This window comes from Pseudomonas sp. (assembly GCF_040514055.1).
Taxonomy (GTDB): Bacteria; Pseudomonadota; Gammaproteobacteria; order Pseudomonadales; family Pseudomonadaceae; genus Aquipseudomonas.
Map to the genome: position 1 here is coordinate 1 of NZ_JBEVDL010000041.1, position 24569 is coordinate 24569.

At 64.3% G+C, this 24569-nt stretch carries 17 protein-coding genes; 10 read left to right on the top strand and 7 right to left on the bottom strand.

Annotated features, from left to right (window positions below; genetic code table 11):
• From ABWY06_RS10475 to ABWY06_RS10485, 3 genes are all read left to right on the top strand, one after another.
• Window positions 1–2815: beta strand repeat-containing protein (locus ABWY06_RS10475; RefSeq protein ID WP_353925511.1), on the top strand; the 2815-nt coding region annotated here is incomplete at its 5' end.
• Window positions 2816–2830: 15 nt separating this feature from the next.
• A complete protein-coding gene (locus ABWY06_RS10480) occupies window positions 2831–8254 on the top strand; it encodes a cadherin-like domain-containing protein (protein WP_353925512.1) in 5424 nt (1807 codons plus the stop codon).
• A 71-nt stretch (window positions 8255–8325) separates the two neighbouring features.
• Window positions 8326–8652: a tryptophan synthase subunit beta gene (locus tag ABWY06_RS10485; RefSeq protein ID WP_353925513.1), complete on the top strand. Its 327-nt coding sequence runs from the start codon at window positions 8326–8328 to the stop codon at window positions 8650–8652.
• A gap of 11 nt (window positions 8653–8663) precedes the next feature.
• Here ABWY06_RS10485 and lapD read toward each other — a convergent pair whose 3' ends face one another.
• The 4 genes from lapD to ABWY06_RS10505 all read right to left on the bottom strand — a co-directional run bounded on the left by lapD (window position 8664) and on the right by ABWY06_RS10505 (window position 12398).
• Window positions 8664–10628: a cyclic di-GMP receptor LapD gene (lapD, locus tag ABWY06_RS10490; RefSeq protein ID WP_353925514.1), complete on the bottom strand. Its 1965-nt coding sequence runs from the start codon at window positions 10626–10628 to the stop codon at window positions 8664–8666.
• A 3-nt stretch (window positions 10629–10631) separates the two neighbouring features.
• The gene (lapG, locus tag ABWY06_RS10495) at window positions 10632–11327 is read right to left on the bottom strand and encodes a cysteine protease LapG (RefSeq protein ID WP_353925515.1); all 696 of its coding nucleotides are present in this window, start codon (window positions 11325–11327) and stop codon (window positions 10632–10634) included.
• A 65-nt stretch (window positions 11328–11392) separates the two neighbouring features.
• A complete protein-coding gene (locus ABWY06_RS10500) occupies window positions 11393–11818 on the bottom strand; it encodes a YbaN family protein (protein WP_502948185.1) in 426 nt (141 codons plus the stop codon).
• Window positions 11811–12398 carry a UPF0149 family protein gene (locus ABWY06_RS10505; protein WP_353925517.1) on the bottom strand — a complete coding sequence of 196 codons (588 nt, stop codon included), beginning with the start codon at window positions 12396–12398 and terminating at the stop codon, window positions 11811–11813. The genes ABWY06_RS10500 and ABWY06_RS10505 overlap by 8 nt, the downstream gene beginning before the upstream one ends.
• 333 nt (window positions 12399–12731) lie before the next feature.
• On the opposite strand from ABWY06_RS10505, the gene recQ reads away from it, so the two are divergent.
• From recQ to ABWY06_RS10540, 7 genes are all read left to right on the top strand, one after another.
• Entirely contained in the window at window positions 12732–14858 is a 2127-nt protein-coding gene (gene recQ / locus ABWY06_RS10510; RefSeq protein WP_353925518.1) for a DNA helicase RecQ, read from the top strand.
• Window positions 14859–14944: 86 nt separating this feature from the next.
• Entirely contained in the window at window positions 14945–16120 is a 1176-nt protein-coding gene (locus tag ABWY06_RS10515) for a GGDEF domain-containing protein (RefSeq protein ID WP_353925519.1), read from the top strand.
• A gap of 112 nt (window positions 16121–16232) precedes the next feature.
• Complete coding sequence (locus tag ABWY06_RS10520; RefSeq protein ID WP_353925520.1) at window positions 16233–17249, top strand: DUF2804 domain-containing protein; 1017 nt, start codon at window positions 16233–16235, stop codon at window positions 17247–17249.
• 79 nt (window positions 17250–17328) lie between these two features.
• Entirely contained in the window at window positions 17329–17763 is a 435-nt protein-coding gene (locus tag ABWY06_RS10525; protein WP_353925521.1) for a MarR family transcriptional regulator, read from the top strand.
• Window positions 17763–19178, top strand: a complete 1416-nt coding sequence (locus tag ABWY06_RS10530) for a DHA2 family efflux MFS transporter permease subunit (RefSeq protein ID WP_353925522.1) — start codon at window positions 17763–17765, stop codon at window positions 19176–19178. Before ABWY06_RS10525 ends, ABWY06_RS10530 begins: the two co-directional genes overlap by 1 nt.
• A 230-nt stretch (window positions 19179–19408) precedes the next feature.
• Window positions 19409–21520: a motility hub landmark protein FimV gene (locus tag ABWY06_RS10535; protein WP_353925523.1), complete on the top strand. Its 2112-nt coding sequence runs from the start codon at window positions 19409–19411 to the stop codon at window positions 21518–21520.
• 108 nt (window positions 21521–21628) lie between these two features.
• Complete coding sequence (locus ABWY06_RS10540; RefSeq protein ID WP_353925524.1) at window positions 21629–21916, top strand: Rdx family protein; 288 nt, start codon at window positions 21629–21631, stop codon at window positions 21914–21916.
• Window positions 21917–21949: 33 nt separating this feature from the next.
• Here ABWY06_RS10540 and ABWY06_RS10545 read toward each other — a convergent pair whose 3' ends face one another.
• The 3 genes from ABWY06_RS10545 to ABWY06_RS10555 form a co-directional block, all read right to left on the bottom strand.
• A complete protein-coding gene (locus ABWY06_RS10545) occupies window positions 21950–23092 on the bottom strand; it encodes a M14 family metallopeptidase (RefSeq protein ID WP_353925560.1) in 1143 nt (380 codons plus the stop codon).
• Between the two features lie 150 nt (window positions 23093–23242).
• The gene (locus tag ABWY06_RS10550; protein WP_353925525.1) at window positions 23243–24142 is read right to left on the bottom strand and encodes a DMT family transporter; all 900 of its coding nucleotides are present in this window, start codon (window positions 24140–24142) and stop codon (window positions 23243–23245) included.
• Window positions 24143–24178: 36 nt separating this feature from the next.
• Window positions 24179–24514, bottom strand: a complete 336-nt coding sequence (locus ABWY06_RS10555; protein WP_353925526.1) for a tRNA-binding protein — start codon at window positions 24512–24514, stop codon at window positions 24179–24181.
• Between the last annotated feature and the right edge of the window lie 55 nt (window positions 24515–24569).

The following is a 24569-nucleotide window of genomic DNA, read 5'->3' on the forward strand; positions in this document are numbered from 1 at the left end:
CTTCGAAGCCGGTCTGGCGGCCGGCTCGGATGCGGCGTCCAGCAGTGAGTTCGCCAGCGGCAGCTTTAGCTTGAGCGATGCCGACGGCCTGGACGACCTGCAGAGCGTGACCATCAACGGTGTCACCGTGGCCATCGGCAGCCTGGTAGGGTCGGTCTTCGCCGGCAGCCATGGCAATCTGACCGTGACTGCCTACGACAGCACCACCGGGGTGGCCAGTTACAGCTATGAGCTGACCAGCCCAACCACCGATGGCCCGGGTGTCGAGAGCGATACCTTTAGCTTGAGTGTGTCCGATGGCACGGCCTCTTCGGTGCCCGCGTCGATCGTGATCGAGATCATCGACGACCTGCCCAATGCGGTGGACGACGGCAACAGCCTGGTCGAGGACAGCCCGCTGGCCATCACCGGCAATGTGCTGAGCAACGACCTGCACCCTAACGGCCAACCGGGCGCCGACACGCCCACCAGCTTTGTCGCCTGGAGCGGCACGGCCGCCAGCTACGGCAGCTTTAGCGACACCGGCAGCGGCACCTACAGCTACCTGCTGGACAACGGCAACGCCGCGGTGCAGGCCCTGGACGATGGCGAGAGCCTGACCGAGACCTTTAGCTACAGCATGCGTGACGCCGACGGCGACCTGGACACTGCCACCCTGACCATCACCATCACCGGCAGCAATGACGGGCCGGAGCTCGAGCTGAACCGGGATCCGCAGAATGAAGGCGGTAATGCCTGGGTCTTCGAGGCGGGCCTGGCCACGGGCTCCAACGCGGCGGGTAGCGGCGAGTTCACCAACGGCAGTTTCACCCTGAGCGACGCTGACGGCCTGGATGACCTGCAGAGCGTGACCATCAATGGCGTCACCGTGGCCCTCGGCAGCCTGGCCGGCACTGTGTTCGCTGGTGCGAACGGCAACCTGACTGTCACCGCCTACAACCCGGCCACCGGGGTGGCCAGTTATTCCTATGAGTTGACCAGCCCGACCACCGACGGTCTGGGTGTCGAGAGCGATACCTTTAGCCTGAGTGTGTCCGATGGCACCGCCTCCTCGGCACCGGCCAACCTGGTGATCGAGATCATCGATGACCAGCCCAATGCGGTGGATGATGGCAACGGTGTGGTGGAAGGCAGCCTGGTGGCCATCACCGGCAATGTGCTGGGCAACGACCTGCACCCTAACGGCCAGCCGGGCGCCGACACGCCCACCAGTTTCGTTGCCTGGAGCGGCACGGCCGCCAGCTATGGCAGCTTTAGCGACACCGGCAGCGGTACCTACAGCTACCTGCTGGACAACGGCAACGCCGCGGTGCAGGCCCTGGACAGTGGCGAGACCCTGACCGAAACCTTTACCTACAGCATGCGTGATGCCGATGGCGACCTGGCCAGCGCCACCCTGACGATCACCATCACCGGCAGCAACGATGTGCCGCAGATTACCGTCGATCCGGGCAATCAGGGGGCTAACGACCAGGTCTTCGAAGCCGCCCTGGCGGCCGGCTCGGATGCGGCGTCCAACGGCGAGTTCGCCACTGGCAGCTTTAGCCTGAGCGACGCCGATGGTCTGGACGACCTGCAAAGCGTGACCATCAATGGCGTCACCGTGGCCCTCGGCAGCTTGGCCGGCAGTGTGTTCGCCGGTGCGAACGGCAACCTGACTGTCACCGCCTACAACCCGGCCACCGGGGTGGCCAGTTATTCCTATGAGTTGACCAGCCCGACCACCGACGGTCCGGGTGTCGAGAGCGATACCTTTAGCCTGAGTGTGTCCGATGGCACCGCCTCCTCGGCACCGGCCAACCTGGTGATCGAGATCATCGATGACCAGCCCAATGCGCTGGACGACGGCAACAGCGTGGTGGAAGGCAGCCTGGTCGCCATCACCGGTAATGTGCTGAGCAACGACCTGCACGCTAACGGCCAGCCGGGCGCCGACACGCCCACCAGCTTCGTCGCCTGGAACGGCACGGCCGCCAGCTACGGCAGCTTTAGCGACACCGGCAGCGGCACCTACAGCTACCTGCTGAACAACGCCAGCGCCGCGGTGCAGGCCCTGGACGATGGCGAGAGCCTGACCGAGACCTTTACCTACAGCATGCGTGACGCCGATGGCGACCTGGCCAGCGCCACCCTGACCATTACCATTACCGGCAGCAACGATGTGCCGCAGATCACCGTTGACCCGGGCAATCAAGGGGCCAATGACCAGGTCTTCGAGGCGGGGCTGGCCACGGGCTCCAACGCGGCGGGCACTGGCGAATTCGCCAGCGGCAGCTTTAGCCTGAGCGACGCCGACGGCCTGGATGACCTGCAGAGCGTGACCATCAACGGCGTCACCGTGGCCCTCGGCAGCCTGGTGGGCAGTGTGTTCGCCGGTGCGAACGGCAACCTGAGCGTCACCGCCTACAACCCCGCCACCGGAGTGGCCAGTTACTCCTATGAGTTGATCTCGCCGACCACCGATGGCCCGGGTGTCGAGAGCGATACCTTTAGCCTGAGTGTGTCCGATGGCACCGCCTCCTCGGTGCCCGCGTCGATCGTGATCGAGATCGTCGATGACCTGCCCAATGCGGTGGACGACGGCAACAGCGTGGCTGAAGGCAGCCTGTTGGCCATCACCGGCAATGTGCTGAGCAACGACCTGCACCCTAACGGCCAACCGGGCGCCGACACGCCCACCAGCTTCGTCGCCTGGAGCAGCACGGCCGCCAGCTACGGCAGCTTTAGCGACACCGGCAGCGGCACCTACAGCTACCTGTTGAACAACGGCAGCACCGCGGTGCAGGCCCTGGACGATGGCGAGACCCTGACCTAAACCTTTACCTACAGCATGCGTGACGCCGACGGCGACTTGGACACCGCCACCCTGACCCTCACCATCACCGGCAGCAACGATGTGCCGCAGATCACCGTTGACCCGGGTAATCAGGGGGCCAATGACCAGGTCTTCGAGGCTGGCCTGGCCACGGGCTCCAACGCGGCGGGCACTGGCGAATTCGCCAGCGGCAGCTTTAGTTTGAGCGACGCCGACGGCCTGGATGACCTGCAAAGCGTGACCATCAACGGCGTCACCGTGGCCCTTGGCAGCCTGGTGGGATCGGTTTTCGCCGGCAGCCATGGCAATCTCACGGTGACGGCTTACAACCCGGCCACCGGGGTGGCCAGTTACAGCTATCAACTGACCAGCCCAACCACTGATGGCCCGGGTGTCGAAAGCGATACCTTTAGCCTGAGTGTGTCCGACGGCACGGCCTCCTCGGTGCCCGCGTCGATCGTGATCGAGATCGTCGATGACCTGCCCAATGCCGTAAACGACGTCAACAGCCAGGTCGAGGACAGCCCGCTGGCCATCACCGGCAATGTGCTGAGCAACGACCTGCACCCTAACGGCCAGCCGGGCGCCGACACGCCCACCAGTTTCGTCGCCTGGAGCAGCACGGTCGCCAGCTACGGCAGCTTTAGCGACACCGGCAGCGGCACCTACAGCTACTTGCTGAACAATGGCAGCGCCGCGGTGCAGGCCCTGGACATGGGCGAGACCCTGACCGAAACCTTTACCTACAGCATGCGTGACGCCGACGGCGACCTGGACACCGCCACCCTGATCATCACCATCACCGGCAGCAACGATGTGCCGCAGATCACCGTCGACCCGGGCAATCAGGGGGCCAACGACCAGGTGTTCGAATCCGCCCTGGCCACCGGCTCGAATGCGGTCGGCAACGGCGAATTCGCCAGCGGCAGCTTTACCCTGACGGATGTGGACGGCCTGGACGACCTGCAAAGCGTCAGTATCAACGGCACCATCGTTGTGCTGGGTAGCCTGGTGGGCAGCGTGTTCGCCGGTGGCCATGGCAACCTGACCATCACCGCCTACAACCCGGCCACCGGAGTGGCCAGCTACAGCTATCAATTGACCTCACCGACCATCGACGCGCCCGGCACCGAAACCGATGTCTTCAGCCTGAGCGTCTCGGATGGCAGTGCCTGGTCGACCACGGCCTTTATCGTGCTGGAGATCGTCGATGACCAGCCCAATGCGGTGAATGACGGCAACAGCGTGGTGGAAGGCAGCCTGGTCGCCATCACCGGCAATGTGCTGAGCAACGACCTGCACCCTAACGGCCAGCCGGGCGCGGATACCCCGACCAGCTTTATGGGATGGGGCAGTGTGATCGGCACCTATGGCACCTTTACCGATACCGGTAACGGCACCTATAGCTACAGCCTGAACAATGCCAATGTCGCCGTGCAGGCCCTGGAGGTCGGGCAGACCCTGACTGAAACCTTTACCTACAGCATGCGCGACGCCGACGGCGACCTGGACACCGCAGTCCTGACCATCACCATCATCGGCAGCAACGATGTGCCGCAAGTGACGGTCGACCCGGGCAATCAGGGGGCCAACGACCAGGTCTTCGAAGCCGGTCTGGCCAGCGGCTCGAACGCGCCCTCCAACAGCGAATTCGCCACCGGCACCTTTACCCTGAGCGACGCTGACGGCCTGGCCGACCTGCAAAGCGTGACCCTCAATGGCGTCACGGTGGGCATCGGTAGCCTGGCCGGCTCGGTCTTTGCCGGAGGCCATGGGACCCTGACCGTCACGGGGTACAACCCGGCCACCGGGGTGGCCACTTATACCTATCAGCTGACCAACCCCACGACCGACGGCCCGGGCATCGAGACCGATACCTTTAGCCTCAGCGTGTTCGATGGCACGGCGTCCTCGGTACCGGCATCGATTGTGATCGAGATCATCGATGATCTGCCGGTGGCGTACAGTGATTCGAACAGCCTGGCCGAGGGCGGCGTGGTGGGCGGCAACGTCCTGGGCAACGATGTGATGGGCGCCGATGGTCCGCTGGCGGGTGGCGCGGTGGTTGGTGTACGGACCGGCGGCGATACCTCGACCCCGGCCGCGGGTGCGGTCGGTACCTCGCTGAGCGGTACCTATGGCACGCTCCAGCTCAACGCCGATGGGTCCTACACCTACACCGGCACCCCCAACCTGGTACCGCCCAGCGGTGCGACCGAAGTGTTCACCTACACCATCAGCGATGCCGATGGTGACCTGTCGACCACCACCCTGACGTTGACCTTGACCGACAGCGGGATGCTGGCGGCCAATGACCTGGATGCCCTGGTCCATGAGAATGCCTTGGACCTGGTGCAAGGCGGCGCCGATCTGGCCCCGGGAACAGTGACTGGCAGCCTGCCCGGCTCCGCGTTGGAGACCGACAGCAGCAACACGTTGGTGGGTGCCGTAAGCGGTGGCGTCGGGGCCATCACCTACGCCCTGGTGGGGAGTGCAACCGGTGCCTTTGGGGTGATTCATATCAACCCGGACGGCAGCTATGTCTATACCCTGACCGGGCCAGCGGAAACCATGCCGAATGCCAATAACGGCACGGATCAGGTCATCACCGAAACCTTTACCTACAGCGCCACCGATGCCAATGGCAACAGCGCCATGGGCAGCATCCTGGTCACCATAGTCGACGATGTGCCGACCTTGGGCGACTTTACCCCGGCGAGCCTGCCCAATGAGGTTGGCACGGTCAATGGCGTCTTCGTTCTCGAAGCGGGCGCGGACGGCCTGGCCGGGTTCCAGATCAGCGGGCCGCCCTTGAGCGGCGTGACCTACAGCTCGGTCAATAACTTCGATGGCCTGGGCGGCTTTGTCAGCACCACTCTGACCGCCACCGGCCCGGGCAGCGTCACGCTCTTCACCCTGACGGTAAACGCCGACGAAACCTACAGCTTCAACCTGGTCACTCCTGAAGCGACCACCACCGAAACGGTGTCGTTGTTGAACCTCACCGCCGGTGGGCCGCAGCCTTGGGTGGAAACCGCCGATGGACGTATCGAATTCACCGGCAACAGCACCGGTGTCAACTCGTCGACCCAGGGCTTTGGCGTCGCCAACCAGTTCCTTGGGGTCGGCGAGAGTTTCACCATGGAGTTTCACAACCCCGGGGCGGTTGGCAATGATGCTCCCGGCTCGAGTCCGCAACTGGTCGACAGCGTTTTGCTGACCAACAATAGCGTCAATGGCTCGCTGACCATCCAATGGACAGCCACCAATACCACCACTGGCGTGGTTCAAACCGGCACTGTGGCGGTGTCGGGCTCGACCACCAATATCGATCCGTCGATCAGTTTCAATCAGTTGGAAATCAGCGGCGTCAGCGGCAGTGGGCAGGGTGTGCGGTTCTCGTCGGCCACGGTCTCCACCAGCATCCTGCCGGAGGACCAGAACCTGACCTTCAACATAGTCGCCCAGGACGGTGATGGAGACATGGACGGGGCCACGCTGGTCGTGGATATCGTGGTGACCGCGGACCCCAACCTGGCACCCGATGCGCTCAACGACAGTGCCACCACCCTGCAGGGGGTGCCGGTCACCATCGACGTCTTGGCCAACGACAGCGATGCCAATGGTAATCCGCTGAACATCGTGTCGGTCAGCAACTCCGCTCCGGTGTACGGCACCACGGCCATCGTCAATGGCCAGATCGTCTATACCCCGACCACCAACCCCGGTCCTGGTGGTTTGACCGACCAGTTCACCTACACCATCAGCGACGGGCAGGGTGGCGGCGACACGGCCACCGTAACGGTCACTATCACCGATGCGCTGCCCACCGCCGTGGCGGATACCACCACTCCGGGGGCGACTCGTACCGAATCGGTCAACCTGATCCTGGTGCTGGATTCCTCGGGCAGTATCAGCAATTCGCAGATGACCCTGATCAAGGGCGCCGTCACCAACCTGATCAGCACTTACGGCGCGGCGCTGGTCAAGGTGATGCTGGTGGATTTCGACGACTCGGCGACCGTCTTCACTTCCAGCGGCAGTGCCTGGCTGACCGGTGCCGCGGCCACCAGCATCATCAACTCCAGCTCGATCACCAACGGTGGCGGCACCGATTACGATTCGGCCATCGCCGCGGTGCAGAGCAGCTTCGCCGGTGCGCCGCTGGCCGACAAAACCTATATGTACTTTCTCTCCGATGGGGAGCCGACCGGGAACGATGGCAGCAACGACAACTCCATCAGCGCGGCGGAGCGTACCGCCTGGGTCAATTTCGCCAGCAACAGCGGGGGGGCGGTGCCACGTATCCACGAGGTGTATTCGGTGGGTATTGGCAGCGGCAGCCTGACCACCCAGCTGAATCAGGTGGCCTGGTCGTCCACAGGTGGCAGCAATGTCTTTATCATCAGCTCGGTCAGCCAGCTCAGCGGTACGCTGACGCAGATCTCCGATTCCTCGACCGGCAATGTCACCAGCAACGACCTGCCCGGAGCCGACGGTTGGGCGACCGCCCGCCTGGTGTCGGTGACCTACGGCGCCACCACCTACAACTTCAATGCCGGGGATGCGATCAACAACGAAGTAACCATTGCCCTGGGCGCCACCCAGGGCACCCTGATCATTCGCGAGAACGGCACCTACACCTATACGCCACCCAGCGCGGGGGCCAGCGGTGCCGATGTCAGCGTCACCTATGTGATTCGCGATGCCGACGGGTCGACCTCCAGCGCGACCCTGACGGTGGATATCGCGCCACTGGCCCCGGCACCATTGGCCGCGACCAGCAGCTTCGCCTTTACCGAGGAGCCGGATGGGTTGCTGATGGATGGCGATGACGATGAGGGCGCCGGTATGCAGGCACTGGGCGTGAGCGGCCCGGCACCCGAGAGCGAACTCGCCGATGCGGGGTCGCTGACCGACGCCCCGACACCGGATGAGCAAAGCCAGTTGCTGGTGGATGGCAGCCAGCCCGATGACCCCGATCCTTCGCTCGAGGGGCCCGCTGGAGACACTCTGCCCCTGGCAGCCGAACTGGCCAGCCTGCTCGAGCCGCAGGATGACTCCGCGGATCCGACACTGGACAGCGACCTGCTGATGGCCGCGGACGATCAGGGCGCTGCGGCGGGTTATACCCAGGTCCATGTGGAGAGTATCGCCGACGTCTACCTGGATTTGGCGTCGCTGCTGGTCGGCGAAACCGATGACGTCAATGTGCTGAGCCAGTACCTGTCCTTTTCGGTCAGCGCGACCTCGACCAGCATTGGTATCAGCCCGCTGGGCGATGGCGCGGTGTCCCAGGGGGTCGAGTTGCAGGGGATCGACCTGGCCAGTCATTACGGTGTGGGTACCGAGGCCGGTGGTCTGGTCGCCGACGCCAACGAGGCGACCATTATCCAGGGGCTGCTCGGCGACGGCGCCTTGCATGTGGACACCGTCTAACCTTGCAAGGGTAAGCAAGCCCGCCACCCGATGGGTGGCGGGCTTTTTTCTTCCGGCGGGAGAGGGAAGCCATGCGCTACATACAACGTGACGAGCGACAGCAGATCGTACGGGCGGCCTCGGAGCCGTTCGAGGGCATGAGTGAGCAGCTCGCGGCAGAGGATCCGGAACTGCAGGCCTTTCTGCTGCACAACCGGCTGGCCTCCCTGCAGCATTCGGACCTTGAACTGGTGCGGGTGATCGAGGATCTGGTGGGGGTGCTGGTCAAGCGAGGCGTGATCCGCTACACCGACTTGCCCGAGGCCGCGCGGCTGAAACTGCATCAGCGCGCCGAGACCCGCGCGCACCTGGGGGAACTGAGCGGTTTGCTCGGCGAGGACGAACATCGACTCCTGTAGCGCGCCAGCCGTTATCGCGCGCCTTGGGCGCCGGGGCTCCACGGCGCCGGGGCGCCGATCAGACGCCCCATCGCCCCCTGGATGCCCAACTCGCCCAGCACCTGCAGCTCCCCTGCAGTTTCGACCATCTCCGCAATCAGCGGCAGGTCGATGCTGTGGGCGGCGCGCTGAATCGCCTCGATAAACAGGCGCTTGTCGCTTTCCAGGTCAATGTTGCGGATATAGCTGCCATCGATTTTCAGGTAGGCCAGGCCCAGGTGCGTGAGGTTGCCGATCAGGCTGAAGCGGCCGCCAAAGTGTTGCAGGCCCAGCCGGAAGCCGGCTGAGCGAACACCCTGGCTGAGCCGTTCCAGTTCATCGGTGGGAGGCAGATAGCGCTCGTCGACTTCCAGGGTCAGCAAGGCCGCGTATTCCGGGTAAGCGGCCAGCAGTTCGAGCAGCCGCTTCAGGCTGGCGGGGTCGCGTAAGGTGGCCGCGGAGAGGCTCAGGGCCATGGCCTGTGGGTACTGCGCCAGGTGATTCAGGCAGTGCTCAAGCATGATCAGATCGAGTCGACTGGCCCAGCCCAGGCGTTCGATCCAGGGCAGAAAGCGCCCGGCTGCAACGGTCTCGCCCTGGGGGTCGAGCAGGCGCGCCAATACCTTGTGTTGAATCAGGTGCAGGGTGTCGTCGCAGCGCGCCACGGGTTGGAAATACAGCTGCAGCTTGCCATGACTGAGGGCGTCCTCCAGCCAGGCGCGCCAATGGTGCAGGCCCTCGCTGGGCTGAACGCTGAAATCGTCCAGGCGCTGCCAGGCTTGGCTGGGGTGGTGTTGGGCCTGGGCCAGCGCCTGGTCGGCGCGGCTGATCACCGTGGCCATGTCTTCGCCGGGCCGATAGGCGCCTATGCCCAGGTGAGCCACTGGAGTGCAATCACTGGCGCCGGTCTGGTAAAGGCTATCCAAGCCTTCGCACAGCTCTGTCGCCAGCAGATCGGCATCCTCCGCCGTCAAGCCGGGCACCAACAGGCTGAATTCTCCGCCGCGACTGCGTGAGGCCAGCCAATCCGGGGTACCACGGCGATGCAGCAGGCGTTTGAATTGCTCGCCGATCGCCACGATCAGCGCGTCGGTCCGTTGCCCGCCCAGACGCTGGTTGAGGCCACCCAGGTCATTGACCCGCAGCAGCAGCAGATAGCCTTCGCTGCTCTGTTCGGTCAGCGCCAGTTGATTGCCCAGTTGAATGTCGAACAGCCGCCGGTTGGCCAGGCCGGTCAGGCTGTCCTGATAAGCCTCGTTGCGCAGTTTTTCACTGCGCGCGGCCTCCTCGGCGAACAGGGCCTTGAGTTTTTCCACCATCAGGTTCATGGCGACCACCACCCGTCTCAATTCCGGGGTGCGGGGCACCCGTGGCAGGGTCAGAAACTCGCGTTGGGTGATCGCATGTGCCTGCTGCACCATGCTGTCCAGCGGGCGCAGCTGGCTGCGCAGCAACCATCCGCCGAGGATAGCGCTGGTCAGGCCGCACAGCAGCAGCCAGAACAGACTGCCCAGCGCGCCGTCCCAGAGGCGCGCCAGGGCGAATTGCGGATGGCTCAGCACCTCGACCCGCGCCGCCTGTTCCCAGCCGCGCATGATCAGGGCGTCGCCGCCCTGGGGGCGCAGGTCGACCAGGCGGGCGAACCAGGCGGGGACGTTATCGCTGCCCGGTGGTGCACTGCGCTCCACCAGTACCTGGCCATCGGCAATGCGGATCACCCGGATGCTGGCGAAATAACCGCTGTCGAATATCGAGCTGACCATCAGCTCGACCATCGCCGCGTCATCCACATGGGGGGTCATGGACAGGCCCAGGGCGGTGGCCGCGTCCTGGGCATGGGAGCGCAACTGGCTGATCAATTGTTCGCGCGAAGACTCCACGCCGGCGATAAAACTGCCGGTGAAGGCCACCAGCAGAAACAGGCAAATGGCGAGAAACAGCTGTTTGAGCAGGGACATCGACTAACCCTCGGCAATGGCGAAGCCTTCGGCGCGCATTTTTTTCAACAGGTCCTGCCAGCGCGACAACTGTTTGCTGTCGCCGCTGCGTTTACCGCCGCCGGCGCCCGGCAGGTAGACCCCTTCGGCATTAAAGGAGTACACCGGCAGCAGATCGTTGCGTTGCGAGGCGGGGCGGATATCGTTGATCAGGTTGTCCAGCACCAGCGGTTCGGCGGTGAGGCTGGGGTAGTAGGTCAGCACCATGTGCGCCTGGTTGTAATTCAGTGCCTTGACGTAGGTGATGCGCAGTTTGTCGCTGGCGACGCCCAGCTCGCGCAGGGTGAAGTACTTGGCGATGGAATAGTCCTCGCAGTCCCCGGCACCCTGGATCAGGGCTTCCACAGGCGAAGCCCAATAGTCCTGCTGCTTCCAGATGGTACGGTCGTCGACGAAGCGCAGTTGGCGATTGATAAAGCGGTTGACCGCGGCCAACTGGTCCGGCTCCGCCAGGGTGCGGGTCTCCAGCAACAGGTCCTGCCAGGCCTGTAGTCGCCCTTTGGCCGGGCCCAGGTCGCCGTAGCGCTGCTCGGCGATGCGCAGCACTTGCGCGAAATCCCAGGAAGCCAATGCCAGCCCCAGGCCAAACCCGGCCAGCACTGCCACCGCAACGCGTTGCCAGCGCCTGGCCCATCCGGGACTGCCGTGGGGTGACTGCATGCGCCACGTCTCCAGCGAAGATGGGTTCAGTCTAGGCGCAGTTATCCTGCCATGTGGGGGCGCCGCTAGCGCGGTGGCAGGGTTTTTTGTTTGAGGATATAGCCGCTGACCAGCACCGCGCTGGTCAGCATAAAACCGCGGGCCCAGGGTTGGGCGACCAGGTAGCAGGACAGCGCAATACTGGTCCACATCAGGCCCATGGCCCAGACTTTACCTCGCAACGGAATACCTTGGCCGTCGAGGTAATCGCGGATCCAGGGGCCCAGGCGGGGATGGCCGACCAGCCATTGGTAGAATCGCGGTGAGCTGCGGGCGAAGCAGGCGGCCGCCAGCAGCAGAAAGGGGGTGGTCGGCAACACCGGCAGAAAAATGCCGACCACCCCTAGCCCGACGCTCAGCCAGCCCAGGCTCAGTAAGCCGTAACGCACGGCCGGGTGGCTGCTGAGAGGTCTGTGGCGCGGTGTGCCGTCCGCTGGGTTGGGCTTAGTGATGGCGGGGTTTGAGCAGGGCCGGCTTTTCATCCGGGGCATTGCACAGCAGAAACAGTGCGGTGAGCAATTCGGGAATTTGCTCGACCATGTCGGCCATCAGGTCCGGGTCTGCCGCGATCTCGACGAACTCCGGTTGCTCGTCGAACAGGCCCGAGCCCACCATGATCGGCAGCAGCAGTTCGCTGACCTCGTCTTCGGCCTCTTCGAACCACACCGCTTCGCGCAAAAACACCCCTTCCATAAAGCCGATGCACCAGCCGCGAATGTCCGATTCGTCCGGTACCTCGCCCAGGTCGAGGTCGCACGGCAGCTCCAGGTCCTCGTCGGCGGCCAGCTGGCGGGTGATATGAGCCTTGAGGTGAATCAGCGTTGCCTCGATCTCATCGCGCTCGGCGTCGCTGCGATAGTGCGGGGGTTCGGCGAACAAGGCATCGATCCACTCGCGGTCAGGTACCTGCTCGGGGCAGATCGACAGGGCGGTCAGATACCCATGGGCAGCCACGGAGTCCAGGGCCTCGTCGTGCAGTTCGTCGGCGTCGAGGAAGGCTTGCAGGCGGGACAATTGCTCGGCGAAAGACATCGTGGCACTACCTTGAGGGACTAAACGAGGAGGGATTTTAGCCTGGATAGCCGCTCAGGACCCGATTGTCCGGGGTTTTTTTTTACCGCCTGGATCAACGGCCAGGCCCCGCCTGGTCACATCCGGAACGTCGCGGTGTCCAGCTGTCGAGGCTGTCGGCGGTGACTTACAGGGCCTCGGGTGCCGCTCGCCGGACAGGCGTAGAGCGGTCCGGCAGGGTGGTCGGGTATACTGGAACGTTACTGATCGGCCAGGCTTGACAGCAGGGCCGGTGGGGAGCCGCTCGCATCTGCGGGTGCACGGCTCTTAATTTGGCAACAGCTTGGAGTGTTTATGCTCGAACCGGCGCTGCGCATCCTTAAGGATATCTTCGGCTACGACAGTTTTCGGGGTCGCCAGGAAGCGATCATCGAGCGCGTGGCCCAGGGTGGCGACGCGTTGGTGCTGATGCCCACCGGGGGGGGCAAGTCGCTGTGTTTCCAGGTGCCCGCCCTGCTGCGCGAGGGCTTGGCAGTGGTGGTGTCGCCGCTGATCGCCCTGATGGACGATCAGGTCGCTACGCTCGAGGAGCTGGGGGTGGCGGCCGTGGCGTTGAATTCCACGCTGAGCGCCGAGGCGCAGCGTGAGATTGCCGAGCGCATCCGTCGCGGCGAAATCAAGATGCTGTATCTGGCGCCCGAGCGCCTGGTGCAGCCGCGCATGCTGAATTTCCTGCAGGGGCTGCAGATTGCGCTGTTCGCCATCGACGAGGCGCACTGCGTCTCGCAATGGGGGCATGATTTCCGCCCCGAGTACCTGCAGCTGGGCCAGCTCGCCGAGCTGTTTCCCCAGGTGCCGCGCATTGCGCTGACGGCCACGGCGGACATGCGCACCCGTGAAGAAATCGTCACTCGGCTGCACCTGCAGGACGCCGAACGTTTTCTCTCCAGCTTCGATCGGCCGAACATCTTTTACCGCATCGTGCCCAAGGAACAGCCGCGCAAGCAACTGCTGAGCTTCCTCAGCGAGCGCAAGGGCGATGCCGGTATCGTCTACTGCCTGTCGCGCAAAAAGGTCGAAGAGGTAGCGGCCTTCCTCGCCAGTGAAGGGCATCCGGCGCTGCCGTACCATGCCGGCCTGCCCCATGAGCTGCGCGCCTATCATCAGAAGCGCTTTCTCAACGAGGAAGGCTTGATCATGGTGGCCACCATCGCCTTCGGCATGGGCATCGACAAGCCGAACGTACGTTTTGTCGCGCACCTGGACCTGCCTAAGTCCCTCGAGGCCTATTACCAGGAGACCGGCCGCGCCGGGCGTGACGGGTTACCCGCCGATGCCTGGATGGCGTACGGGTTGCAGGACGTGCTGCTGCTCAAACAGATGTTGCAGAACTCCGACGGCGATGAGCGGCACAAGCGCGTCGAGCAACACAAGCTCGATGCGATGTTGGCGTTGTGCGAACAGATTCGCTGCCGGCGCCAGGCGCTGCTGGCCTATTTTGACGAGACCCTGGCGCAACCGTGCGGGCACTGCGACAACTGTGTCGATGGGGTGCAGACCTGGGATGCGACCGAGCCGGCCCGGCAGGCGCTGTCGGCGATTCACCGCAGCGGTCAGCGCTACGGCGTGGGTCATCTGGTGGATATCCTGCTGGGCCGCGACAACGAAAAAGTCCGTGGTCTCGGCCATCAACACCTGTCCGTGTTCGGCCTGGGCAAGCCGCTTGGCGAAGGCGAATGGCGTTCGTTGTTTCGGCAGCTGGTGGCGCGCGGGCTGGTGGATGTCGACCTGGAGGGCTACGGCGGGCTGCGTCTGTCGGCGAGTTGCCGGCCGCTGCTGCGTGGCGAGGTGGCCTTGCAACTGCGTCGTGACCTCAAACCCCAGCAGGCGGGCAAATCCTCGACCAGCGCCGCCAGCCAACTGGTTCGCCACGAAGAGCGCGAGCGCTGGGAGGCGCTGCGGGCGTTGCGGCGCAAGTTGGCGGAGGAACATGGGGTGCCGCCTTATGTGATTTTTCCGGACTCCACGCTGTTGGAAATGCTGCGTAGCCAGCCGGATTCGTTGGCCGCGATGGGCCGTGTCAGTGGCGTGGGCGCGCGTAAGTTGGAACGTTATGGCCAAGCCTTTCTCGAGGTGCTGGGGGGCGCTGCCGCGGCACCTGTTGCGGTGGCGGATATCCGTCACGAGCTGATCAGCCTGGCCCGCGCCGGGATGACTCCCGCGCAGATCGCCGGGCAGCTCAAGTGCAGTGAAAAGAACGTCTATACCCTGTTGGCCGAGGCCATTGGCGCCCAGCAATTGTCCCTGGAGCAGGCGCTGGACCTGCCCGAGGCGGTCCTGGAAGAGGTGCAGGACGCATTCTTGGACGGTGAAGCTGAGCTGCCCTCTGTCGCCAGCCTTGCGCCGCGTTTCACCGGGCGTGTCGCTGAGGGTGTGCTCTATTGCGTGCGGGCGGCACTGCAGGCGGAGCTCGAGGCGTAAAGCCTGCTTGCGTCAGGTAAATGGCGTCAATAAGCGACAAACTTGTGACGCGTCGGTCAAGCGGCTAAGGTGGGCTCGGGTCTTCCATGGATGAGGTCAGGGTGCGCGATCATCAGGTGTGGCTGGACGATGTGCGTCCTAATCCGTATGCCGATCAGCTGGCAGTGGGGTTTCGCCTGCTGCGGTTTTCCCGGGTGCTGGAGCTGGAGTACCGGGCCTACAGCCTGGAGGACAGCTTCGAGCTCAAGCGCATCGCCTTGAGCGTGGGCATGCTGATCTGGATGGTTTTCGCGGCGTTGGATATCAGCCTGGTCAGCGGCGCGTCGCTCGGCGGGATGCTCGCTGTGCGCGTACTGGTACTCGCCCTGCTGCTCTCCTGTGCCTGGCTGATCCTGCGGCGCGACCTCACGCATCTGCTGCTGCCCCTGAGTATGGTGTGCATCCTGGCCCTGGGGGTCGGCTCGGCGCTGGTGGTCGGGATCGCCCACCGGGTCGATCCGGCCTATCCCTATGAAGGCTTGCTGCTGGTGAGCATGGCCGCCTATTTTCTGGTCGGCCTGCGCCTGAACCAAGCCTTGATGTGTGCCTTGGCGGTGCTGGTGGTGTATGTGGCTGTCGAGCTGTTGGCCAGGTTGCCGACGGCGCGGCTGATCAACAACGTGCTGTTTCTGTCGTTCGGTAACCTGATGGGCGCACTGGGTTGCTACCTGCTGGAGTTCAAGTCCCGCGAGCATTTTCTGATCAGCCGCCTGATGCGGGTGCTGGCCGACCATGACAGCCTGACCGGGCTGCACAATCGCCGCAGTTTCAATCACCATTTCGAGCGGCTCTGGCGTCAGGGCATGCGCGAGCAGCGCCGCCTGGCACTGTTGATTTGCGATATCGATCATTTCAAGGCCTACAACGACCGTTACGGTCACCAGGCCGGCGATAACGTGCTGCAACGGGTCGCCCAATTGCTAGAGGAGGCCGCGCGTCGGCCGCTGGATATGTCCGTGCGGCTGGGGGGCGAAGAGTTCGCGGTGTTGCTGTACGACATCGGCCCGGAGGAGGCGCGCCAGCGCGCCGAGATCCTGCGCACGGGCCTGGAAGCCTTGAACATCCTCCATGAGGGCTCGGACACGGCGCCAAGGGTAACCCTCTCCATTGGCGTCGCCTGCATCGCGCCTGACGAGCAGGGCGTGCTCAGCCAACTGTACGAACACGCGGACCGTGCCCTCTACGAGGCCAAGGCCTTTGGTCGTAACCAGGTGGTCAGCTGAGGGTGCGGCCGCTGCGCTGGCGTTTTCGGTCCCTCGCGATGGCGCCTTGAGTGACTGTGGCCGGGCGGAGCGGGTGCTAGCATCGGCCAACCCCGAATGACGAGCCGCGTCCATGCACAAGTTGATCAAGGCCGACGGCCAGCCGCACTATGGCCTGTTTCCCGAGGCCCCGGGCCTGGTCAATTACCGTGATTTCGACTTTCGCTCGCCCATGGGGCGACCCCTGGGCGCCTGGAGTAAACGCCGGACCTTCCATCAGTTCCAGTACTTCGGCCTGATCAGCGACCAGCTGATCGGCGGCTGTGCGCTGGCTGACCTGAGCCTGGTCGGCATCGGTTTCGTGTACCTGTTCCATCCGCCTACAGGGCGGATGATCGAGCGTCGGTTCAAGTTGCCGCTGGGGTGGGGAACGCGTTTTTCCCAGCAGCCCAACGACGGCGTGTGCGAACTGCGCAGTGGCGGCAACCTGCTGCGCCTGGAGAACCAGGCCGCCAGCGGCGAAAAGCGCCTGTTGGTGTCGTTGGACGATGGTACTTCGATCGAGGCTTGTTTCACCGAGCGCCAGCCGGCGTTCGAGCCCATGTGCATTTGCACGCCCACGGCGGTGAACGGTTGGGTCTACGCGCAGAAGGTCGCCGGCGTGCGTTGTACCGGCACTGTGCGCAGCGCGCTGGGTGAGTTCGACCTGGCGGCGTTGGACGCCTTTGCCCACCATGACTGGTCGGCCGGCTATATGCGCCGGGAAACCACCTGGAACTGGGCCTGCCTGTCAGGCCTGGCCGGGGGGGAGCGGGTTGGGCTCAATCTGTCCTGCGGGGTCAATGAGACCAGTTTCACCGAAAACTGCTTCTGGCTGGAGGGCGTGCTGCACAAGGTCGACACGGTGCGATTCCAGTTCGACCGTGACCATCCGCTGTTGCCCTGGCGGATCGGCTCCCATGACGGCCGGGTGGAACTGAGCTTCGAGGCCCAGGGTATGCACCAGGAGCGCCTGAACCTGGGTGTCATCGCCAGCAACTTCAAACAGATATTCGGTCGGTTCAGCGGCACCCTGCGTCCGGCGGGACGCCCGGCGGTGGTGATCGACAACCTCTGGGGCTTCGTTGAGGATCAATACGCCAAATGGTGAGCGGATATGACGCAGCCCTTGATCCGCGCTACAAGGCTATGATTAGCTGACTAATAATTAGTTTTTCGAGTCAGTTTCCATGTCGTATTCCGAGCAACATCGTTTTGCAATGCAGCTGGCCCAGCTGTCGCGCGGCTGGCGTGCCGAGCTCGATCGGCGCCTGGCCGGTCTCGGCCTGTCCCAGGCCCGTTGGCTGGTCTTGCTGCACCTGGCGCGTTTCCAAGAGCTGCCGACCCAGCGTGAGCTGGCCCAGAGCGTGGGGGTTGAAGGGCCGACCCTGGCCCGTTTGCTGGACAGCCTGGAGGCCCAGGGGTTGGTCCGCCGTCAGGCGGTGGCGGAAGACCGGCGCGCCAAGAAGATCTCCCTGAGTGCCGAAGCCCGGCCGCTGATCGAGCAGATCGAGGCCATTTCCACTCAGCTGCGCCTGGAGCTGTTCGCCGGCCTGGACGAAGAGGAGTTGCGCTGCTGCCAGCGGGTGCACGCGCGGATCCTGGCCAATCTGGAAAAACCCTGATGGCCCACAGCCTCGAAGCGCTGCAACGGCGTTTCGGGGCAGGCTACCCGCGCTGGCTGCTGGCGTTGCTGATGCTGGGCAGCATGGCCATGGTCCTGGCGTCCACCAGTATCAATGTCGCCTTGCCGGCCATCATGCAGGCATTTTCCATCGGTCGTCCGCTGGTGCAGTGGCTGTCCACCGGTTTTCTCGCGGCCATGACCGCCGGACTGCTGCTGGCTGCTCCGGTTCAGGCACGCTGGGGTCCCAAACGCACCCTGCAGACGGGGCTGGGGGTGTTCGTGCTGGTGTCGGCACTGGCCTTGCTGGCCGATCACGCCTGGCAGCTGATCCTTATCCGTATCGTTCAAGGCCTCTGTGCCGGTCTGGTGCAACCCCTGGCCATGGTGCTGCTGTTTCGCGTCTACACCAGCGGCGGCGGCCGCGGCATGGCGTTGGGGTTGTATGGGCTCGGGGTCATGGTGGCGCCGACGCTGGGCCCTAGCATCGGGGGGTACCTGGTCGATCATTTCGGCTGGGTCGCGGTGTTCTGGTTGCCGCTGCCGTTGTGCCTGCTGGTGCTGGTCGGCGCACAGTGGCTGATGCCCGACAGCCGAGAGGAAAACCCGCCACGTTTCGACCTGCTGGCCTTCGGGTTGCTGTGTCTGGCCTTGTTCGCCTCCCTGGGTGCCCTGGCCGAGGCCCAGCGCCTGGGTTGGCAGGCGTCCAGTGCTTGGGGGTGCGCGGTGTTGGCTGTGCTCGGCACGCTCGGGTTTATCGCGCGCAGCCGCCTGGCCGGTGATTGCCTGGTGCCGCTGCAGCTGTGGCGCCATTCGGCGTTTCGCCACAGCAGCTGGGTGGCCCTGGCGCTTGGCCTGGGCCTGTATGGCTCGATCTACCAGATCCCGCTGTTTCTGCAGACTGTGGCCGGGTACAGCGCCGGCCAGGCCGGCCTGTTGCTGCTGCCGACCGGGGTGCTGATGGGCATCGCCTCCTTCGCCGGGGGCTGGCTGAGCGACCGCTGGGCCACGGCGGGTTTGCTGGTGGCCGGGCTGCTGCTGTTCGCGTTGTCATGCGTCGCGCTGGGGATGACCGGTGCCGGGACTTCATTTGTATTGCTTTGCGGCTGGGCCTGCGTCGGGCGCATGGGCCTGGGGCTGCTATTGCCGGCCCTGAGTACTTCCTCTCTGGAGCAGCTGCCCGCGGAAGAACTGGCACTGGGGGCCGGCGCCATTACCTTTGTACGGCAACTGGGTGGCGCGTTCGGGGTCAACCTGTTGACCGGCTTTATCGAGTGGCGATACCAGGCCGGGGGCGCCGATGTGGTGGCTGAGGCCCTGGCGTTCCGGCAGAGTTTCTGGTTGGTGGGATTTCTGTTTTTACTGGCCCTGATCCCGGCGAGTCGACTTCGCAGCAAAAGAACGCCTATACATTGAAAGGTAAAATCTTGATCGAGTTGGCAGATTTTTGCGTATGCTCCAGGTATGGGTTCTGGCGGGGCAGGGCATTCTGGCCAATACCAACCATACTGGATTTTGGGGGGCAGGTTCGCACGGAGCTCGACCTGACCTGTAAGCTGTTGCAACGCCGTCCTTAAACGCCTGCGTGGGGTAGGAGGGCCGTGCCAAGCAGTGGCGTGTGAGCCGGGCATACCGGGGAGGTCCACATGGCGTTTGTGCGTAGCCTGGTGCTCTGCTGGCTGGCGAGTACCGCTTGTTATTCCAGCCTTGCGACTGCTTTGGGCCTGGGTGAAATCACCCTGCACTCGGCGCTCAATCAGCCGCTGGAAGCGCGAATCGAACTGCTCGAGGTGGGTGAGCTGAGCTCGGACGAGGTGCTGGTCCGCCTGGCGCCTGCCGAGGCTTTCCAGCGCTCCGGGGTCGAGCGATTTTTCTTCCTCAACGACCTGCGTTTTACTCCCGTGATGCGCGGCCGCGAAAGTTATATCCGGGTGGTCTCCGGCAAGCCCGTCCGTGAACCCTATCTCAACTTCTTGGTGGAGCTTGAGCGTCCCGTTGGGCGGTTATTGCGCGAATACACGGTGCTGCTGGATCCACCCTTGACCACTCGCCCCGACCAATTGGCCGACCGCCTTGGCGCACCGGCTGCGCCAATGGCTGAAGTGGCGCCGCGCCGTGCCGCTGCGGCGTTGCCGGTAGCCCCGCCCCCTGCGTTGCAGGGCCAGCGTTACCGGGTGGTGCGAGGTGACAGCCTCTGGTCCATCGCTCAACGCTTGCAGGCGGACCGTAGTCAGGCTGGTGTGGCCGAGCTGATGCGCGGCATCCATGCGCTCAACCCGCAGGCCTTTGCCGGCGGCAATATCGACCGCCTGCAACTGGACGCTGACCTGCTGTTGCCGGACAGCGTTCAATCGCCGACTCCACGGGAACCGCGCACTGAAACAATTGAAACAACTGTTGCTGCTGCGCCGGCGACTGCGGCGCAGCCGGTCCCGTCGCCGGCAGGCGCCGGTTCGGCCGAGATGGCGGCGGCCCAAGCCGAAACCGAGCAGGCGCTGGCCGAGGGTATTGCGCAGCGTGAGCAATTGCAGCAGACCTTGGCCGATCTGCAGGCCCAGTTGCAGGCGCTGCAGGCGCAGATGCTGAACAAAGACCAGCAACTGGCCGCTCTTCAGGCGCAATTGACCGAGCGCCAGCAGCCTGCCGCGCCGGCGCTGCCCCCCGCGAACGCACAGCCCGAGACTGGCAGTCGGCAAGCTCCGCTTCCTTCCCAGGCAAGGGTGGCGCCCTGGCTGATGGGGTTGGTACTGGTGGCCGGGTTGCTTATCCTGGCCCTGGCCATCGCGCTGCTGGTGGTGCTGAACCGGCTGCGACGTGATCGTCAGGCGCTGGCGACGCCTGCTGGGGTGACGGCCCCGGTACCCCTACCGGTGCTACCCGTGGAACCGCTGGCGCCGGTCCGGGTCCCGCGCGCCCCGCCATCCTTGGCCCCTCGTCCGCCAGCGGTCAGCACCGATGCGCTGGACGGAGCCAATATCTATATCGCCTACGGGCGTTTCAGCGAGGCGGTTGGTGCATTGCGCGCCGCCCTGGACAAGGAGCCCGAGCGGACAGATCTGCGCTTTCGATTGCTGGAGGTGCTGGCGGAATTGGGCGATCCTGCGGGTTATTTGGAGCAGCAGGCGATCTTGCGCGAAGCCGGTTTCAGCGAGGTCCAATTGCAGGACCTGCAGTCGCGTTACCCGCGTCTGGCCATGGCGGCGCCTTTGGCGCCGGCGCTGCCAGCCACTCAGGCCGTTGCCGCGGCAGCGCCGGCCAGTAACGAGCTGCTGGATGACTTCCAGCTGAATCTGGATGACCTGTCGCTGGATGCCGACTGGGACAAGATCAGTCCCTTTCAGCAGGGTCATGTCGGCCGGAAGAAACCCGCCGATGTGCCGACGCCGATGATGGACGATCCGACCTTCCTGTCCAATCTCAGCGTATTGCCGGAAGTCTTCGAGCTGAGCGAACAGGATTCCCTGGCGCATTTTCCGTCCGCCGCCGCGGAGCCTCCGCCACAGGAGCTGCTGGCTGAAGAGTTCAGCGATGCGTTCAGTGCGCTGGCAGCCGAATCCCTGGCGCCCGGTTCGAGCCTGGACAGCGACCTCGATCATCTGGCGGCCGACCGCGAGCATTTGAGCAAGCTCAATCTGGCGCTGGCGTATATCTCGCAAAGTGATATCGAGAGTGCCTGCAATATTCTCAATCAGGTGCTTAACGAAGGCGACGACCAGCAGAAGCAGGAGGCCCGGGAGTTGCTGGCGCGGATTGCCTGAAGTGGCGCTGCACCAGCATGCTGCGCCGCCGCTGGTCGAGCCCAGCCTGGCGCTGGCGATCACGCGCAGGGTTAGACTGGCGACTCGTCCAGTCACCGAGAGCGGATCATGAGTGCTCATAAACCCGAGATCGTTATCACCTACTGCACCCAATGCCAGTGGCTGCTACGGGCCGCCTGGCTCGCTCAGGAACTGCTCAGCACCTTTACCGACGACCTGGCGCGCGTCTGCCTGGCGCCGGCCAGCGGCGGCGTGTTTCGCATCGAGTGCGACGGGGTGCAACTGTGGGAGCGTAAGGCCGATGGCGGTTTCCCCGAGGCCAAGGTGCTCAAGCAGCGGGTTCGCGACCTGATCGATCCGCAGCGGGACCTGGGCCATAACGAAGCCCGCGACTGAGGCCGGCGCCGGGTGCCGGCCCTGGTCATCGCATCAGCGCAGCTGGTGGAGTACCGCGAGGATCGGCTGCATGACGCTTTCGCCGAGTTTTTTCGAGCGTTCGCCGTTCCAGCCGTACACGGGGTCGGGCAAGTCGGCGTTGTCCTTGAACGGCATCTCGATGGTGTAGGCCAGGCAGTCGAAGTGCTCGCCGACCCAGTTGGTCGCCAACGTCAGGTTCGCCTGGCCTGGCTCGTCACGGCCGTAGCCGAAGCGGTCCTGGAAGTCCGGTGAGGCCGCGATCCAGGCAGCCTTGAAGGCGTTTTCGAGGGTTTCAAGACGGGGGCTGTAGGACGGGTTGCCCTCGCAGCCGGCGACGAAATTGTAGGGCAGTGCTTCGTCACCGTGCACGTCGAGAAACAGGTCAATACCGGTTTCCAGCATGCGTTGACGCACCAGGAACACCTCGGGCGAGCGTTCCAGGCTGGGGGCCTGCCATTCGCGATTGAGGTTGGCACCGACGCTGTTGGTGCGCAGATTGCCCCGTGCGGCGCCGTCCGGGTTCATATTCGGCACCACATAGAACTGGCAACGTTCGAGCAGCACACGGCTGACCGGATCGTCGCCGTCCAGCAGGCGTTCGAGAAAGCCCTCCATAAACCATTCGGCCATGGTCTCGCCCGGGTGTTGCCGGGCGGTCAGCCAGATGTTCTTTTTCTGCGCCAGTGACGTCTTGCTGTCGCTGTCGGTGATGCGCAACAAGGTCATGTCGCGCCCATCCAGAGTCTGGCCCAGGGGCTCAAGCTTGACCTTGTCGGAGACACTGGCAAAACCGATCAGGTCCAGATGACGCTCGTCCGAGTACGGTTCGAAATAGGCGAAGTAGAGGCTGTTGCCGGCGGGCGTCAGCTGGGTACTGAGCACTTGTCCATCGTACTCACTCGGGATGCGGAACCAGTGCTGGCGGTCGTAGCTGGCCACCACCTGATAGTCGGTCCAGCCCTCGGGATAAGCGCTGTTGCCGGCGTTCAGAAAGCGCAGGGTGACCGGCAGGCCTTCGGCACCTTGCAGGCGGAAATGGAACCACTGGGCGAATTCACTGGCGTTATCGGCCTTGATCCTAAGTTGAATGTCGCGGTGATCCGCGAGGCTGACCACCTCGATGGCGCCGGAATCGAAGGCGCTGGAAATGCTGATCATGGAAGCTCCTGAAACGACCTGCGCGGTGGCGCGGATCGATAGATAGTGGGCCTTGTGGGCGCTGTAACGGCAGCCGTCGCAGCGCCCTGATGGCGAGTGCGAACTGGCAGACACGGTAATGGGCGCCTGCTGTTTAGGCAATCCCGCTCAGGGCCTGGCCGGGTCGACGTCGGCCAGCGGCAGCGGCGGGTGGCTTGCCTCGCCCATGCGGGCGCTGAGGACGATGGCGAAAAGGATCAAGGCGCCGCCCGCGGCCATGCGCAGTGTCGGCGTTTCGGCAAAGATCAACCAGGCGAAACCGATGCCATAGACCGGCTCCAGGGCGAAGACCACGGCGGCGGTGCGCGCCTTGAGCACGTCCAGGCTGGCGACGAACAGGCTGTGCGCCACGCCGGTACAGAAAATTCCCAGCAGCGCCAGCCACAGCCAGTCCATGGCGCTCACCTGGCCCAGCAGCGGGGCGGCGAAGGGCAGCAGGCAAACGGCAACCACCAGGTTCTGGCACAGCGCGGCCTGGACCGCGCCGAGTTTGCCGGAACCGGCGCGATTGACCAGCGACAGCAGGGCGAACAACAGCCCCGATAGCACACCCCAGAGCAAGCCGCTGGTGGCGCCGCTGCTCAGGTCGAAGTGCGGGGTGACCAGCACCAGGCCGATCGTGACCAGGACCACCATCAACCATTCCTGGCGACGAATCCGCTCACGGTACAGAAGGCCCTCGAGCAGCACCGTAAGGGCGGGAAAACTGGTGAATCCCAGGGTGGCAATGGCCACGCCGGCCACCTTCACGGCGATGAAAAAGCTCACCCAGTGACCGGCCAGCAGCACGCCGCCAACGCTCAGGCGTAGCCAGTCGCGACCCTGAAGGGGCTGCCAGGGCGAGCGGGTCACCAGCCGGGCGAACACCGCCAGAGCCATTACGGCAAAGGCGGCGCGGCCGAACACGATCACGTTGGGGGTGGTGGTCGCCAGTTTGCCCAGTACACCGGTGAGGCCAAACAACAGGGCGCCGCAGTGCAGGGCGGTCAGGGCGGAGCGAGGGGTCATAGAACGCTCAAGGGAAGATTGAAAGGAACCGCCTGCTCAAGCCAGGCGGCTGCCATTGGGCAGCGGGTGGTCGAAGCCGGCCAGGACCACCTGACCCTGCTCGTCGTAGACGCCGGTGACCAGCACCTCCGAGCGCACACCCGCGATGGATTTCGGTGCAAAATTGCAGACGCAGAGCACCTGCCGACCCGGCAGCTCGGCGGCGCTGTACAGGGCGGTCAGCTGTGCGCTGGAGGTCTTGATACCCAAGGGGCCGAGATCGATCTCCAGCACCAGCGCCGGTTTTTTCGCGCGTGGATTGAGCGCCGCGCTGAGGAGGGTGCCAACGCGCAACTCCACCCGCTCGAAATCCTGCCAATTTATGGTCTGCATGCTTTTCCACCCCTCGAAGGACGAAACAGAGTCTAGGGTGCCCGCTGTCCCGAGT

Coding starts and splice junctions, on each gene's coding strand:
- ABWY06_RS10515 (WP_353925519.1), top strand. CDS start 14,945: ATGGATGAGGTCAGGGTGCGCGATCATCAGGTGTGGCTGGACGATGTG.
- ABWY06_RS10480 (WP_353925512.1), top strand. CDS start 2,831: ATGCGTGACGCCGACGGCGACTTGGACACCGCCACCCTGACCCTCACC.
- lapD (WP_353925514.1), bottom strand. CDS start 10,628: ATGTCCCTGCTCAAACAGCTGTTTCTCGCCATTTGCCTGTTTCTGCTG.
- ABWY06_RS10485 (WP_353925513.1), top strand. CDS start 8,326: ATGCGCTACATACAACGTGACGAGCGACAGCAGATCGTACGGGCGGCC.
- ABWY06_RS10555 (WP_353925526.1), bottom strand. CDS start 24,514: ATGCAGACCATAAATTGGCAGGATTTCGAGCGGGTGGAGTTGCGCGTT.
- ABWY06_RS10530 (WP_353925522.1), top strand. CDS start 17,763: ATGGCCCACAGCCTCGAAGCGCTGCAACGGCGTTTCGGGGCAGGCTAC.
- ABWY06_RS10520 (WP_353925520.1), top strand. CDS start 16,233: ATGCACAAGTTGATCAAGGCCGACGGCCAGCCGCACTATGGCCTGTTT.
- ABWY06_RS10550 (WP_353925525.1), bottom strand. CDS start 24,142: ATGACCCCTCGCTCCGCCCTGACCGCCCTGCACTGCGGCGCCCTGTTG.
- lapG (WP_353925515.1), bottom strand. CDS start 11,327: ATGCAGTCACCCCACGGCAGTCCCGGATGGGCCAGGCGCTGGCAACGC.
- recQ (WP_353925518.1), top strand. CDS start 12,732: ATGCTCGAACCGGCGCTGCGCATCCTTAAGGATATCTTCGGCTACGAC.
- ABWY06_RS10535 (WP_353925523.1), top strand. CDS start 19,409: ATGGCGTTTGTGCGTAGCCTGGTGCTCTGCTGGCTGGCGAGTACCGCT.
- ABWY06_RS10525 (WP_353925521.1), top strand. CDS start 17,329: ATGTCGTATTCCGAGCAACATCGTTTTGCAATGCAGCTGGCCCAGCTG.
- ABWY06_RS10505 (WP_353925517.1), bottom strand. CDS start 12,398: ATGTCTTTCGCCGAGCAATTGTCCCGCCTGCAAGCCTTCCTCGACGCC.
- ABWY06_RS10540 (WP_353925524.1), top strand. CDS start 21,629: ATGAGTGCTCATAAACCCGAGATCGTTATCACCTACTGCACCCAATGC.